Below are 14,648 nucleotides of genomic sequence, written 5' to 3'. Positions count from 1 at the left end.
TCATACAAACAGTATAACAAAATCTAACCTAGAGTTAAATATCCAAATTCTTTTATCCCAATTATTTCATTCGTTTTTTGCATAAATAAAAAAGAATAGCCACTAGCTACTCTTCTTATATCTGATTTTTTATTCTTCGTCTAAAAAGCTATTGAAGACTTCTTCAATCATATCCCATTCAGCATCTGAATCTTCAGGGATTGGTTGTAAATCTCCTTCTGTACCATCTTCATTTTCTGTAAATGAATAAGCTTGAATTTCAATTTCGCCAGCTTCATCTTCTTCAGACCCAGCAGGTACTAATAATACATAGTTTTTACCGAATTCTTCACGTCCATCAATTGTTAACAAGATTTCGAATAAGGATTCATTTCCTTGTTCATCAACTAATGTAATTACTTCACGTTCGTGGTCATGATCGTGATCATGTTCATGATTTTGTGCCATACTTTTCTCCTTAATAGATTCTATCTAAATAATTTTGTAAAATTAATTGGGCGGCTAATTTATCAATGACTTTTTTTCGCTTCCCACGACTAATATCTGCTTGTTCAATTAACATACGCTCTGCTTGTACAGTCGTCAAACGTTCATCCTGATATTCAACAGGAATATTGAACTGTTCTTGAATAAGGTTTCCATATGCCTGACTTGCCTCAACTCGCGGACCACTTGAATTGTTCATATTCTTTGGTAAACCAACAACAAACTTATCAACTTTATACTGATTTACTAATTCTTCAAGTCTAGCTAAACCAAACTCTTTCTTATCTTCATCAATTTTGATAATTTCAAGTCCTTGAGCAGTAAAACCAAGTGGATCACTAATGGCTACGCCAACAGTTTTTGAACCAACATCCAGTCCCATTATTCTCATTTAAAATCAATTCCATTTCCTTGCAAATAATAGCGTACAAGTTCTTCTACAATCTCATCACGTTCATATTTACGGATTTGATTTCTAGCATCGTTGTAACGAGGAACATAAGCTGGGTCGCCACTTAATACATAACCTACAATTTGATTTATTGGGTTATAACCTTTTTCCTCAAGGGAATGGTAAACCGCAGTAAGGGTTTCACTAATTTCCTTTTTGTCACCATCATCTAATTTAAAGCGAACTGTTTCATCTGTAAATCCCATACTTACACCTTCTTTCTAACTTTAGTGCTATGCTTTATTATAGCATAATTTAGAATGAATTAACAAGAATACTAATTAAGACATTATAAAAAGCCCAAATAAATTTGAGCTTTTTATAATGCCGCGCGCAAACGGGCTTCGGTATTTTCAATATTACGGATTGAACGAGGTAAGAAAGCACGAATGTCATCTTCCTTGTAACCAACTTGAAGGCGTTTGTCATCAATTAATATCGGACTTTTAAGAATACGAGGATTGTCCTGAATTAAATCAATCACTTCACTGACACTGAGTTCATCGATATTGCAGTTTAAAGCTTTAGCATAACGATTTTTGGATGATACAATACTTTCAACACCATTTTCTGTTTTAGAAAGAATGGCAATAATTTCTTCTTTTGTTAGTGGTTCTTTACCTAGGTTTTGTTCTTTATAAGGGAGCTTGTGACCATTTAACCATGTTTTAGCCTTTTTGCAGCTCGTACAACTTGAAATCGTATAAATTTTAATCATGTTGTTGTCTCACTTTCTATTTCGTGATATGTATATATTGTAGCATAGAACATTTTTAGGGACATAGGTCTTCGGACCTATTTTTGATAATTTTTAAGCGATTTTATAAATTTGTAGTTCTCTGCAAACTCTTCAAAACACTGATATATCGGCGTCCGCAGAGATTATGTAAACTGACCATATTTGCTTAAAATAATGTTGTCTTTTTTTGTAAAAACAAATTTTTTTGTCATATAAACAGGTTTTTGAATGTCAAAACGATAAATTTCTTCTTAAAATAATAACCCAACGGAACTCTATACTCACTCTCTTGTTTCTAAGATCGTGAAAAAAAGACCCACTGGGTCTTTTTTTTTAATCTTCAATTTCAATACCGTTATCCAAATCAAGGACTAGGTTATCTGATTCTACTTCTTCTTGTTTTTCTGGTGCTTCTTCTGCTTGGTCATCTGCAATTAAACCAACTTGTACACGTACTTTATGGTCAATTTCATCAAAGATTTCAGGATGATCAGCTAAGAATTTCTTAGCATTTTCAGACCCTTGTCCAATTTTCTCACCATTATATGAGAACCATGCGCCAGCTTTCTGGATAATGTCTAAATCAGAGGCGATTTTTACTAATTCTCCTGTACGAGAAATACCTTCACCATACATGATTTCAACTTCTGCCACTTTAAATGGTGGTGCAATTTTATTTTTAACAACTTTAATTTTTGTTTCTTTACCGATACTACTGTCTTTTTGATCACCAGTACCTTTAATTTGAGTATTCCCACGAACATCTAAACGAACAGATGCATAAAATTTCAAAGCACGTCCACCAGGAGTTGTTTCTGGATTACCAAACATAACTCCAACTTTTTCACGTAATTGGTTGATGAAAATAGCAATTGTTTTGGTTTTATTAATTGATGCAGACAATTTACGCATTGCTTGACTCATCATACGTGCTTGTAGACCAACGTGACTATCACCAATGTCTCCATCAATTTCTGCACGTGGAACTAAAGCTGCTACTGAGTCGATAACTACTAAGTCAACAGCACCAGAATCAATTAATTTACCAGCAATTTCAAGTCCTTGTTCACCAGAGTCCGGTTGTGATAATAGCAATTCATCAATATTAACACCTAGAGATGCTGCATAAGCAGGATCCAAGGCATGCTCAGCATCGATAAAGGCAGCAATTCCACCTTCTTTTTGTGCTTGTGCCACTGCGTGTAGAGCAACAGTTGTTTTACCAGATGATTCTGGTCCGTAGATTTCAATAATACGACCTTTAGGGTAACCACCAGCACCTAGGGCAATATCCAATGCAAGACTTCCTGAACTCATGACTTGAACTTTTTGTTCGGCACGTTCGCCAAGACGCATTACTGCACCTTTACCAAAGTCTTTCTCAATATTTTTTAAAGCATCATCAAGCGCTTTACGACGATCATCACCAAATTTTTTTGTGATTTCTTCTGTTTTTTTAACTTTTTTTGCCAATTCATTCTCCTCTTTTTGGAAGTAATTTAAAACCAAGACATGATTTTTATCTAAAGACTATTACTCCATACATATTCCATTATAACAAATTTTGGGTATTTAATAAAGTTTTTCGGACTAGGTTGAAGGCATGTAAGCAAGCTATATATCTGACATCTGAGCGACTCCTGCCGCCAATTAGTACCTTATATGATTCTACTTTTTCTTTTGTCGAAATACCAATAAAAACTGTTCCTGCTTGTTGTCCTTCCAAGAAATCCGGACCAGCAACGCCAGTTAAGCTAACACCAATATCACTTTCAGTTAAGAGTCGTGCTTGATTAGCCATTTGTTTAGCAGTATAATCACTAACAACACCTTTTCGTTGTAAATCAGCAAATGGAATCTCTAACATTTTTGCCTTTTCTTCGATACTATAGGTAACAAATCCACCGTTAAAAATACTGGATGACCCTGGAAAATCAGCAATTTTAGATTGGAATAGCCCTGCTGTTAAACTTTCTGCAGCTGTAATTGTCTTATCTGCTTTTTTTAACAACTGGAAAGTCTCACGCGCCAGGCTATTATCCTCACCATATCCATATAATAAGTCTCCTAATAATTGTCCATCTATAGTTGAAATGGCCTTAATCTGACTTTCTAATTGATCCAATTTTTGATAAGCTAGCTCTTGAGAATCAGACTTAGTTGACAAGCGCAATGTTACCTCGCCGATTTTGGCATAGGGAGCAATTGTTGGGTCTGATTGATTTGCAATAAGATCAGCTAAAATAGTAACTAATTGGCTTTCTCCAATTCCAAAAAAACGTAAAACACGAGAGTAGAGTTTAGTTTCCTCATTCAGCAACAGTGGTAGTAGATACTGATTAACCATTGGTTTCAATTCACTAGGCGGTCCAGGTAAGACGACATAAGTTACACCAGCTTTTTCGATTAAACCACCAACAGCTAGACCTGTAATATTTTGAATAGGTTTGGACCCTTCAATCAACTGTGCTTGCCTCTCATTATTTGGAGTTCTAGAACTCTCAGACCGAGAGGAAAAAAATTGGTCCAGTTTTTGACTAGCTTCTCTGTCAAAGACCAATGACAGACCTAAAAACTTAGCTAGCGTTTGTTTAGTCAAATCATCCTCAGTAGGTCCCAAACCGCCACATAATATCACTAAATCACTACGTTTACTTGCAACTTCAAGGATATTTAATAATCTGATTTCATTATCGCCTACTGCTGTATGATAATAGACATCAACTCCAATCTCTGCCATTTTTTCTGATAAAAACTGTGCGTTCGTATTAACTATTTGACCGGTCAAGATTTCTGTTCCGACTGCAATTAATTCAGCTTTCATTTTGCCCCCTACTTACTTATCCGATATATTTCTACATTTTATCAAAAAAATCTTTATTTCACGAATAAAATAAGGATTTTTCTTTTCTCTTACTGACAAGTCTACAATGTCAGTCTTAGTACATTGGTATCAGTTCTTTCTTTTTGAATGAGATAACTACTTCACCTCACTTTATCATTCGAAAAGACATACCAATTTTTACCTAAAAAACAAAATTTATGAGATGACAATTGTTCCTAAATGATTTAAATAACTATAATTCAGAAAATCCGAGTCTGCACCTATACTATATCCTATCCTATTTTCAAAATCAAGAACATCTCTGTCACAAAAAAAGTCATATGTCTTCTTATAGTTAGCCTGTAATGCTGGACATATAACATATTAATTATTTAAAATGGCAAGTACTTTCATGATCATTGACCATGCCTGAAGCTTGCATAAAGGAGTAGATTGTTGTTGGGCCTAAAAATTTAAAGCCTCGTTTTTTTAAATCCTTTGCTAATTTCACTGATAAGTCAGTTTGAGTTGGAACTGTGTGCTCTTGGTTGACGAGGTTGTCAATTGGATTTCCACCAACAAAGTTCCAAAGATAGGCATCAAAGCTTCCAAATTCAGCTTGAACTTTTTGCACCGCCTGAGCATTGTTGACAGTTGCTGACAGTTTCAACCTATGGCGGATAATTTGTGGATTCTGCAAAGCGGAAGCCATTTCCGCTTGACTAAACTGAGCGACATAATCAATGTCATAGTTATGGAAAACAGCATTGAAGGCCGGCCTTTTCCTTAAAACAGTCAGCCAAGAGAGGCCTGACTGATAGGACTCTAAACAAAGGAGCTCAAAAAGAGCTTGGTCATTATGAAGAGGCTTCCCCCATTCCAGGTCGTGGTAATTACAGTAGAGGGAGTTATCTAGAGGTACCCAAGAACACCGTTTCATCATTTAACCTTTCATCAACATTTTAAGAGCTGATTTAATATACTGCTCAGCTGTTTCATCTGTTCCTTCAAAGAAAGCTCGAATTTTCTTCAATTCTGTTGCTTTGTAGCCCAGTGCAAGTAGTGCTTCAATAGCTTCATCAAGTTGTAGATTGCCACCCGCGTTTGCTTTACTTGTTGGGGCACTATCTTTAGGTGCCTCAACAAACTTACCAGCTAAGTCTAAAATCATTTGCTGAGCTGTTTTCTTACCAATTTTAGGGAATTTCATTAAGTACTTGATATCACTGTTGTCAATGGCCATGACTAAGCCTTCATTATCGTCGACGGCGACAATCGCAAGCGCAGTCATAGGACCAATTCCAGAAACTGAGATGAGTTTCAAGAAGACATCTTTTTCCTCTTCTGTATGAAAACCAAATAAGAGGTGAGCGTCCTCACGAATAACTTGGTGTAAATAAATAGTGACCTGTTGATTGACACTGTCAGAAAAACTATAAGGATTAGCAACATAGATAATATAGCCTAAACCATTAGCTTCGACCACAATATATTTAGCAGTAATTTTAGTTAATTGACCTTTTATATAATCAAACATGTTAAACCTTTTTCTTCATTTTGGCTGAGAGGACAATTAAGTAAAGTCCTAAAGTGGCAATAATAATAAACGCAATTTGGACCCCTAAACGACCCGTAAAGTGACTGATGGAAACTGTAAAAGCAGCTAAAATAGCCCCTAATGGTTGAGCCATCGAGATAAATCCTGTATAAGAACCAATTTTCGACTGGTCCATCATTTCTGCCCGTAGGACTTGATTGGCCGGAACATTTATCATTTCTCCAACTGTAAAAATAAGGACTGCAATCCAGATCCAAATAAACTGGTTAAAAGAGAATGATAGTAACATGCCAAACGAAAATACCAAAGAACCAATGATTAGTTGTTGTAATAAATCCCATTTTTCTGTCAATTTATTAACAAAGGCCATTAAAGTAACTATTAAGACAGTGTTTGTCAGAACCATCAAAGACAACATCTTAGCACTTGTAATGGTATAGCCAAAAATTGCCGTTGGCTGGAAATATAATTTGAGGTGTACTGGGACATAGTTATCCATCTGCATCCAGATACATGAAAAGAGAATTGACCCTAAGGTGAAAACTAGAAAGGCTTTGTCATCTAGCACTTGTCGATAATTCTTAAAGGTCCCAACAATACCGGTCTGATGCTCAAATTGCTGGTCAGCTGGCTTAGTCTCTCCAAATTTATAGTAGGCAATAAAGAAACATCCCAAATTAACAATAAAGAGTGCTATCAATAATTCCCAAAAATAGTGGTCATAGAATAATCCGGAAATTCCGGCTCCAAACATGACCGCAATATTAATGAACCAATAGTTTATGGTATAGACAAAACGTCGGTTACTAGCATCAGTTAGGTCAATAAGCATGGCTTCATAGGCTGGGGCATAAAAGGCAGATGATAGCTCTACCAATAGGATCCCAACAAATGTGATCCAAGGGAAAGGATGCCCAGGTACATTAGCGATGATTGTAAAAAGCCAACCAATCGTTGAACCAATTGATCCGATAATGACAACCTTTTTACGGCCAATGGCATCAGATAAATGTCCGCCATAAAGACTGCCTACGAAACCTGTCAAACTAGTCACCATCATCAAAAGCCCAGTCCAGAAGGTTCCAAAATAGGTCGTGTAATACATGGCCATAAAAGGGAAGATGCTGCTACCCAAGGTTATGGTGATAAAACGGACAAGCTGCCTAATCTGAATATCTTTTGGCAGTTTGAAAAAATCTTTCATTGTCTTCTTTCTAATATTTTCCTAAATCTCTCAAGCTAGTATGATTTTCTTGTATCCGTCGGAACATTTTTTCCATATCCGCTTTACTAAAATTAATCAAGACAGGTCGCCCATGTGGACAGTTATATGGATTTTTACATTGTGCCAGTTGCAATAGTAATTGCCGTGCTGAATAGTCATCTAGACTATGATTTGCTTTAATTGATCGTTTACAGCTCATCATGATGGCTAACTCTGCACGATAAGTTTTAATGGACACATTATTTGTCAACAAAAGCATATCACACATTTCATAGACACCAGATTCAATTTCATTTTCCTTCATCCAAATTGGATGTTCGCGGAGAATGAAGGTATTTTGTCCATATTCTTCTAGATAAATGCCAACTTGATTTAGTAAATCCATCTTTTCTTGCAGATTAATAAAATCTGACCCAGAAAATTCAAAGAGATAGGGAACTAATAATTGTTGCAAACTATTGTCGACCTGACCAATTTTTTCTCGATAATACTCATATTTAACACGCTCTTGAGCAGCGTGTTGATCAATGATAAACAATCCACCATTCCCCTGAGCAAAGAGATATGTTCCATGCATTTGCCCAAAGTAATCTAACTCGGGGAAAACCGAAGTTTCTTCGTTCTCTAAATTTTCAATCAGTTTTGTTAATTTTTTCTGATTAGATAAATCCAAATCTGGATGATTGGCATCATCCACATCACTTATCGTGCGACTAGCATGCTTGACAGAGAATGTTGGACTTGTCTCTTCAACTAAAGGCGGTACTTGGTCACCTATCTTTACACCGCTGTCAACTATATTACTTTGACCAGGTTGGTTAGAGGGCTCTTCTTTTCTATTATCAACTGTAAAGAAATCACCTTTTTCTTTATCATAGTAAATTTTATTGGCTTGTAAAGGTAGACTTGTTTGTTCAAATTTATTATTGTTTCTTGTCGTTGACTTGGCTAAATTTTCCAAGGCATCAGGAATCAAATCCTGTAAACGGAGACTCTCTGAAATTGCTGAACTAATTAAACTCATTAATTCACGTTCTTTTGAAATCCGCACTTCCTGTTTAGTTGGGTGGACGTTTACATCAGCTAAATAAGGATCGATTTGAATATCAATAACGACAATTGGAAAGCGTCCAACCATTAATTTTGATCCATAACCATCTAAAATTGCCCTGTTCAAGAGAAAGTTTTTGATATAACGCCCATTGATTAAAATAGTTATGTAATTTCGATTTGCCCTTGTTAATTCGGGTAAACTAACAAAGCCCGAAACCTCAAAGTCTAAATCTGCCGTTGAAATCTCGACCATTTTCTTCGCAGTGTTAATACCATAGATACCTGCAATAGCTTGTTTTAAATCAGCAGTTCCTGAGGTCTTAGTTAACTCCCTTCCATCACAAATCAATGTAAAGGCTACTTCTGGATGAGCTAAGCTAAGACGATTGACCACATCGACAATATGCGCAAGCTCAGCTTGCAGACTCTTCATGTATTTTAAACGAGCAGGCGTGTTGAAAAAGAGATTTTCAACTTTTATCTTTGTTCCAACTGGCGTTGAGACTGGTTCAATTGATTCAACTTCTCCACCCTTGGAGATTAGTTGATTGCCATAGTCTGCTTCAGCTGTTGCTGATTTAATTGTCAGTAAACTGATAGAAGCAATTGAAGGTAAAGCCTCACCACGGAAACCCAAAGTTCTAATTCTGAAAAGATCACTTTGATTTTTTATCTTACTGGTTGCATGACGTAACAAACTAAGGGGTAAGTCTTCTTTTGACATCCCATCCCCATTATCAGTTATAGTAATTGATTTAAGTCCTGATTCTTCAATCTCAATTGTAATTTGACTGCTTTTGGCATCAATAGCATTCTCGACCAATTCTTTCACAACACTTGCTGGCCGTTCAATAACTTCACCAGCCGCGATCTGATTGGCGAGAACCTCTGGTAATTCTACAATCTTTTGCATCTTCCATTTTCCTCGCATTCTTATGGTCTATTATAACATAAAGCAAAAGGGCAATCTCCTCTCAGATTGCCACTTTTTTATAAGTTCTTTTTCAGTTCATAGAGGGCAGTCATAGCCTCCATTGGGGTCATATTGATAACATCCATGGCTTTCAATTGCTCAATGACTTGGTTCTCCTCAGCATCTGGGGCAAAGAGTTCCAATTGTTGATTCTTGTCGGTCTGTGCTTGTTGGGATTCCTCTGCATTGGCAACTAGTGTCAACTGAGTCGATTGGTTCTCTAATTTTTGGAGAATGGCATCCGCACGTTGTAAGAGTTCTTTTGGCAGCCCAGCAATTTTGGCCACGTGGATGCCGTAGGATTTATCCGCCGGTCCTTGGGCAATCTTATGAAGGAAAGTCACTTCGCCATTTTCTTCCAAGGTTGCGACATGGACATTTGTCAGGCTTTTTAGGCGGCTTGACAGGTCTGTCAACTCATGATAATGGGTGGCAAACATTGTTTTTGCTCCCACGTGGTCATGGATAAACTCAATAATTGATTGAGCTAGCGCCATGCCATCATAAGTAGCTGTTCCTCTTCCTAATTCGTCAAATAGAATTAAAGACCGTGGGCTTGCGCCTTTGATTGCTTGGTTGGCCTCCATCATTTCGACCATGAATGTCGATTGTCCAGAAATCAGGTCATCTGCTGCGCCAATTCTTGTAAAGATGGCATCAAAAATGGGAATTTCTGCAAGGTCTGCTGCCACATAAGAACCAAGTTGGGCCATAATACTGGTTAAAGCTAACTGCCTCATATAAGTTGATTTACCACTCATATTAGGTCCTGTAATGAGCTGGATATTCGTTTCTTGACTAAATTGAATGGTGTTGGGAATATATTCTTTGACGCTCATCACTTTTTCAACCACTGCATGGCGACCATTAATGATATTAATTTCTTGATGGTCGGTGAAACTTGGTCTGATGTAATGGTTTTTCTCAGCCACAACTGCTAAACTTTGGAGGACATCGACGGCAGCAATTGATTTGGCAAGTTGTTGAAGGCGATCAATATAATTTTCCACCCGTGAGCGCAATTGCATAAAGATATCGTACTCAAGAGTTGAGGATTCTTCTCTAGCTTCCAACATTTGTCCTTCAATTTTAGCTAATTCCGTGGTTCCATAACGCTCAGAATTTTTTAAGGTTGCTTTCCTAAAGAAATGGTCCGGAACAAGGGATAAATTAGAGTTTGTGACATGGAAATAGTAACCATCTTTTTTATTGTAATCAATTTTAAGATTGTTAATACCACTTGCTTGGCGCTCTTTCATTTCAATGTCTGCTATCCAGCCCGTGCCTTCTTTCATGACCTTCCGATAATGATCCAATTGTTTGTCAAAACCAGTTTTGATGATATTACCTTCACTAATTGTTGCAGGCGCATCTGGATCAATAGCTGATTGAATTAGGTGTTCTAACTCAGGGATTGGGTCGATACCAGCAATGAGTCCCTCTAAGTGAGGACTATCCATACTTTCCAAAATGGCTTTAATTGTTGGCACTTGAGCTAAGGTATGTCCTAGTTGCAATAAGTCTTTGGGATTAACCTTACCGAAAGATACACGACTTGAAAGTCTTTCAATGTCATAGACACCTTTTAAGCTATCACTTAAATCAGAACGCTCAATGAAATTATCAAGTAAGACTTGAATAATTTCTTGGCGCTGGATTACAGCTTCTTTACTAATTAGAGGACGGTCAATCCAAGCACGCAGAAGTCGCATCCCCATTGCTGTCTTGGTTTGATCTAATAACCAGTATAGACTGCCATGTTTTTTTCCGGTTCGAGCATTTTCTAGTAGATCTAAGCTTGATTTAGTAGCATAAGACATTTGTAAGTAATCGTTTATCTCATAGTGAACGACTTTTTGAAGGTGAATTAGGTCGCGCATTTGCGTATGGTGTACATAAGCTAATAACTTACTTGCGACCATTTTTTCAATGATTGACAAATTATTATCTAAAAGTTTACTGTCATCAATTTCTTCCTCTTCATAAGATAGTAATAGATTATATTGTTTTACTAAAATTTCTTCTTCTTGGCCACTTAAGTCATATCCAACAAGAACTTCTTTAGCTTTCAAATTTAAGATTTCACTGCAAATACTTGCGAAATCCTCCAGAGCTGTCACAAAGAATTCACCAGTAGCTAGGTCCATATAAGCCAAACCATAATTGCTACCATTATAATCAATCGCAACTAAGAAATTATTTGAACTGGTTGGTTTAGCTGAATCGACAACAGTTCCGGGAGTAATCACTTGAACCACTTCACGTTTAACAACGCCGACAGCTTTTTTAGGATCTTCCATTTGTTCAGCAATGGCTACTTTATAACCTTGCTCAATTAAAACATCAATATATTGTTGTGCTGAATGGTGGGGCACTCCCGCCATGGGTATTGGGTTTTCAGCATTCTTGTTGCGACTGGTTAAACCAATTTCTAATATTTGAGCTGCTTTAACAGCATCGTCATAAAATAATTCGTAAAAGTCACCCATCCTAAAAAGCAAAAAAGCATCTGGATAATTTACTTTTATGTCCAGATACTGTTGCATTCCAGGAGAAACTTTAGGCTCTGTCATCCTTTATCTCCTTATTAATTTTCTCTTCAATGGTTTTAGTTACATATTGAATTAAATCACTGGCATCTTGCATTTTTTGTCTATAATCATTAATTAATGGCTGATCTTCTAAACTGTCTTGCAATTTCCTTGCCTCTATGTTTGATTGTTTAGCAGCGTTTGTTTTTTCAAACTTTTCAAACAAGAGAGCATTCTGTTGATTTAGTTTCATTAAATAAGCATCGTTCTTATATTTTTCTAAAAACTGATTATTTTGACTAATAGCTTTAAAATCCTTGATACTGCTATGATTTTCAACGGCTTCGATCAATTGCTTTAAAGATTCTTGATAATGTATCATAAGCTGGCAGCCAGATCTTTTTCATACCTTTGGGCAATTTCTTCATTACGACAGATTATTAATAGCGTATCTGCGCCAGCAATTGTCCCCAAAACATCTGCTATATTATCACTATCTACTAGATTAGCCAAGACATCTGCCTCTCCTAAACTAGTATGTAAGACCAACATAAATCCTGCTCGGTCGACACTTTGAATATAGTACCGGACATCAGGGCTAAAAGGTGTCGCCATAGGTTCTGATAGACTATAATATAATTTTCCCTTTTCATCACGCAACTTGAGAAGTCCAATCTCTCTTAAATCCCTAGACAGTGTTGCTTGAGTAACATTAATTCCATCATTCTGAAGGAAAGTTTTAATGTCTTCCTGGGTTCCAATATGCTGAGCTTGAATAATCTGCTTTATATGATTTTGACGCTCAATTTTATTCATAAGATTCCACCCCAATTGTATAATTATCCTCTAGATTATATCAAATTTCTTACTTTATTTCATCCAAATCCATCACAATTTTAGAATTTATGAATAAAATTTATAGATATAAGTCCCTTTTTTATCTCTTTTTTTAAAAATATTTATTTTTTGAACTAATTTATTAACTTTTTTAAAATTGACTGTTTTACCTTTTAGATTTATGGTATAATTTCTCAATCGAACTCTCGTTTATTTTGTTAAAATGTGATAAAATGAAATGACAAACTATTTTAGGAGAAAACAAATGGATACTAAAACACTCGTTGCAAATGAAATTGCAAAAGTTGTTCCTGAGTTGGAACAAGATACCATTATCAATTTAATTGAAACACCAAAGAATTCTGAAATGGGTGACTTAGCCTTCCCAGCTTTCAGCTTGGCAAAAGTCCTTCGTAAAGCCCCACAAATGATTGCTAGTGACCTTGCTGAAAAAATTAATGCTGACCAATTTGAAAAAGTTGTTGCTATTGGTCCTTACATTAACTTTTTCCTTAACAAATCACTTATCTCTCAAGATGTAATGAAAGACGTTATTACTGAAAAAGCTGATTTTGGTCAACAACATATTGGTGATGGTCAAAACATTACCTTAGATATGTCTAGTCCTAACATCGCAAAACCATTCTCAGTTGGTCACCTTCGCTCAACAGTTATTGGTGATTCTATTGCTAGTCTTTACTCTAAACTAGGCTATAATTTATTCCGTATTAACCATTTAGGTGACTGGGGTAAACAGTTTGGGATGTTGATTGTTGCTTACAAACTTTGGGGCGATCCAAAGGCTGTTGAAGCTGACCCAATTGCTGAACTTTTGAAATTATACGTCCGTATTAATGCCGAAGCGGAAGAAAAACCTGAACTTGATGAAGAAGCTCGTCAATGGTTTAAAAAATTGGAAGATGGCGACAAAGAAGCTTGGGATTTATGGCAATGGTTCCGTGATGAAAGTCTTGTTGAATTTAACCGTATCTACGAAAAACTAAATATTACTTTTGACCATTACCATGGGGAAGCCTTCTATAATGATAAGATGGATGAAGGTCTTCAAATTCTTGAAGATAAAAACCTTCTTCATGACTCTAAAGGTGCTAAAATTGTTGACCTTGAAAAATACAACCTTCCACCAGCACTTATCAAAAAATCTGATGGTGCTACCCTTTATATCACGCGTGATATGGCCACAGCAATGTACCGTAAACGTACATTTGACTTTGTTAAAAATATTTACGTTGTTGGTCAAGAACAATCACATCACTTCAAACAACTAAAAGCAGTTCTTAAAGAAATGGGATTTGACTGGTCAGACGATATGGTTCACGTTTCATTTGGTCTAGTTACTAAGAATAAGAAAAAACTATCAACTCGTAAAGGTAATATCATCTTACTTGAACCAACTTTAGACGAAGCCGTTTCTCGTGCCCTTACACAAATTGAAGCAAAAAATCCTGATTTAGAAAATAAAGAAGAAGTTGCTAAACAAGTTGGTATTGGTGCCATCAAGTTCTATGACTTGAAAACAGACCGTGACAATGGTTATGACTTCGACTTAGAAGCAATGGTTTCATTTGAAGGTGAAACTGGTCCTTATGTTCAATATGCTTATGCTCGTATTCAGTCAATTTTACGCAAAGCTAATTTCACTCCAGATGCTAGTGCTAACTATTCATTAAAAGACACTGAAAGCTGGGAAATTATCAAGTTGATTCAAGCCTTCAGCAAAACTATCCAACGTGCGGCTGAAAAATATGACCCATCAACCATTGCTAAGTATGCAATCCAATTGGCTCAAGCCTTTAATAAATACTATGCACACACACATATCCTTGATGAAAGTGACGAGCGTGACAGCAGATTAGCATTATGCTACTCAACTGGTATAGTCCTTAAAGAAGCCCTTCGTCTACTTGGCGTTGAAGCTCCTGAAAAAATGTAAATATATAAAAAAACAGT

General features: G+C 36.3%; 14 protein-coding genes. 1 reads left to right on the top strand and 13 read right to left on the bottom strand.

What is annotated here, in order from left to right:
• Nucleotides 1-129: 129 nt before the first annotated feature.
• The 13 genes from SPB_RS10340 to argR form a co-directional block, all read right to left on the bottom strand.
• On the bottom strand, nt 130-447 hold the full coding sequence (locus tag SPB_RS10340; protein WP_003104776.1) for a DUF1292 domain-containing protein: 318 nt from the start codon (nt 445-447) through the stop codon (nt 130-132).
• 10 nt (nt 448-457) lie between these two features.
• Nucleotides 458-877, bottom strand: coding sequence for a Holliday junction resolvase RuvX (gene ruvX, locus SPB_RS10335; RefSeq protein ID WP_003105581.1), 420 nt, complete (start codon nt 875-877; stop codon nt 458-460).
• A complete protein-coding gene (locus SPB_RS10330) occupies nt 874-1,143 on the bottom strand; it encodes an IreB family regulatory phosphoprotein (RefSeq protein WP_003104158.1) in 270 nt (89 codons plus the stop codon). Before SPB_RS10330 ends, ruvX begins: the two co-directional genes overlap by 4 nt.
• A gap of 113 nt (nt 1,144-1,256) precedes the next feature.
• Nucleotides 1,257-1,655 (bottom strand): transcriptional regulator Spx, encoded by a 399-nt coding sequence (gene spx / locus SPB_RS10325; protein WP_003104943.1) that lies wholly within the window; start codon nt 1,653-1,655, stop codon nt 1,257-1,259.
• 354 nt (nt 1,656-2,009) lie between these two features.
• Nucleotides 2,010-3,149 (bottom strand): recombinase RecA, encoded by a 1,140-nt coding sequence (gene recA, locus SPB_RS10320; protein WP_003102546.1) that lies wholly within the window; start codon nt 3,147-3,149, stop codon nt 2,010-2,012.
• Between the two features lie 79 nt (nt 3,150-3,228).
• Nucleotides 3,229-4,500: a competence/damage-inducible protein A gene (locus tag SPB_RS10315; protein ID WP_003103228.1), complete on the bottom strand. Its 1,272-nt coding sequence runs from the start codon at nt 4,498-4,500 to the stop codon at nt 3,229-3,231.
• Between the two features lie 388 nt (nt 4,501-4,888).
• Nucleotides 4,889-5,440 carry a DNA-3-methyladenine glycosylase I gene (locus SPB_RS10310; RefSeq protein ID WP_003104649.1) on the bottom strand — a complete coding sequence of 184 codons (552 nt, stop codon included), beginning with the start codon at nt 5,438-5,440 and terminating at the stop codon, nt 4,889-4,891.
• Between the two features lie 3 nt (nt 5,441-5,443).
• Nucleotides 5,444-6,037, bottom strand: a complete 594-nt coding sequence (ruvA, locus tag SPB_RS10305) for a Holliday junction branch migration protein RuvA (protein WP_003103584.1) — start codon at nt 6,035-6,037, stop codon at nt 5,444-5,446.
• Between the two features lies 1 nt (nt 6,038).
• Nucleotides 6,039-7,262, bottom strand: coding sequence for an MDR family MFS transporter (locus tag SPB_RS10300; RefSeq protein ID WP_003103803.1), 1,224 nt, complete (start codon nt 7,260-7,262; stop codon nt 6,039-6,041).
• A gap of 10 nt (nt 7,263-7,272) precedes the next feature.
• Nucleotides 7,273-9,249, bottom strand: coding sequence for a DNA mismatch repair endonuclease MutL (gene mutL, locus SPB_RS10295; protein WP_003102604.1), 1,977 nt, complete (start codon nt 9,247-9,249; stop codon nt 7,273-7,275).
• A 77-nt stretch (nt 9,250-9,326) separates the two neighbouring features.
• The gene (gene mutS, locus SPB_RS10290) at nt 9,327-11,882 is read right to left on the bottom strand and encodes a DNA mismatch repair protein MutS (protein ID WP_003105604.1); all 2,556 of its coding nucleotides are present in this window, start codon (nt 11,880-11,882) and stop codon (nt 9,327-9,329) included.
• Nucleotides 11,869-12,222: a YlbF family regulator gene (locus tag SPB_RS10285; RefSeq protein WP_003104802.1), complete on the bottom strand. Its 354-nt coding sequence runs from the start codon at nt 12,220-12,222 to the stop codon at nt 11,869-11,871. Before SPB_RS10285 ends, mutS begins: the two co-directional genes overlap by 14 nt.
• A complete protein-coding gene (argR, locus tag SPB_RS10280; RefSeq protein WP_003105697.1) occupies nt 12,219-12,656 on the bottom strand; it encodes an arginine repressor in 438 nt (145 codons plus the stop codon). Before argR ends, SPB_RS10285 begins: the two co-directional genes overlap by 4 nt.
• A gap of 286 nt (nt 12,657-12,942) precedes the next feature.
• Between argR and argS the strand changes: the two genes are divergently transcribed.
• Nucleotides 12,943-14,631, top strand: a complete 1,689-nt coding sequence (gene argS / locus SPB_RS10275) for an arginine--tRNA ligase (RefSeq protein WP_003104213.1) — start codon at nt 12,943-12,945, stop codon at nt 14,629-14,631.
• The last annotated feature ends 17 nt before the right edge of the window (nt 14,632-14,648 follow it).

Source organism: Streptococcus parauberis NCFD 2020, assembly GCF_000187935.1.
GTDB lineage: Bacteria > Bacillota > Bacilli > Lactobacillales > Streptococcaceae > Streptococcus > Streptococcus parauberis.
This window is presented reverse-complemented; position numbering and strand designations above follow the sequence as displayed.

What these genes read in the sequence shown, in the direction of transcription:
- mutS (WP_003105604.1), bottom strand. Translation starts at nt 11,882, where the DNA reads ATGACAGAGCCTAAAGTTTCTCCTGGAATGCAACAGTATCTGGACATA.
- ruvA (WP_003103584.1), bottom strand. Translation starts at nt 6,037, where the DNA reads ATGTTTGATTATATAAAAGGTCAATTAACTAAAATTACTGCTAAATAT.
- mutL (WP_003102604.1), bottom strand. Translation starts at nt 9,249, where the DNA reads ATGCAAAAGATTGTAGAATTACCAGAGGTTCTCGCCAATCAGATCGCG.
- SPB_RS10300 (WP_003103803.1), bottom strand. Translation starts at nt 7,262, where the DNA reads ATGAAAGATTTTTTCAAACTGCCAAAAGATATTCAGATTAGGCAGCTT.
- ruvX (WP_003105581.1), bottom strand. Translation starts at nt 877, where the DNA reads ATGAGAATAATGGGACTGGATGTTGGTTCAAAAACTGTTGGCGTAGCC.
- argS (WP_003104213.1), top strand. Translation starts at nt 12,943, where the DNA reads ATGGATACTAAAACACTCGTTGCAAATGAAATTGCAAAAGTTGTTCCT.
- SPB_RS10340 (WP_003104776.1), bottom strand. Translation starts at nt 447, where the DNA reads ATGGCACAAAATCATGAACATGATCACGATCATGACCACGAACGTGAA.
- SPB_RS10330 (WP_003104158.1), bottom strand. Translation starts at nt 1,143, where the DNA reads ATGGGATTTACAGATGAAACAGTTCGCTTTAAATTAGATGATGGTGAC.
- SPB_RS10310 (WP_003104649.1), bottom strand. Translation starts at nt 5,440, where the DNA reads ATGAAACGGTGTTCTTGGGTACCTCTAGATAACTCCCTCTACTGTAAT.
- argR (WP_003105697.1), bottom strand. Translation starts at nt 12,656, where the DNA reads ATGAATAAAATTGAGCGTCAAAATCATATAAAGCAGATTATTCAAGCT.
- spx (WP_003104943.1), bottom strand. Translation starts at nt 1,655, where the DNA reads ATGATTAAAATTTATACGATTTCAAGTTGTACGAGCTGCAAAAAGGCT.
- SPB_RS10285 (WP_003104802.1), bottom strand. Translation starts at nt 12,222, where the DNA reads ATGATACATTATCAAGAATCTTTAAAGCAATTGATCGAAGCCGTTGAA.
- SPB_RS10315 (WP_003103228.1), bottom strand. Translation starts at nt 4,500, where the DNA reads ATGAAAGCTGAATTAATTGCAGTCGGAACAGAAATCTTGACCGGTCAA.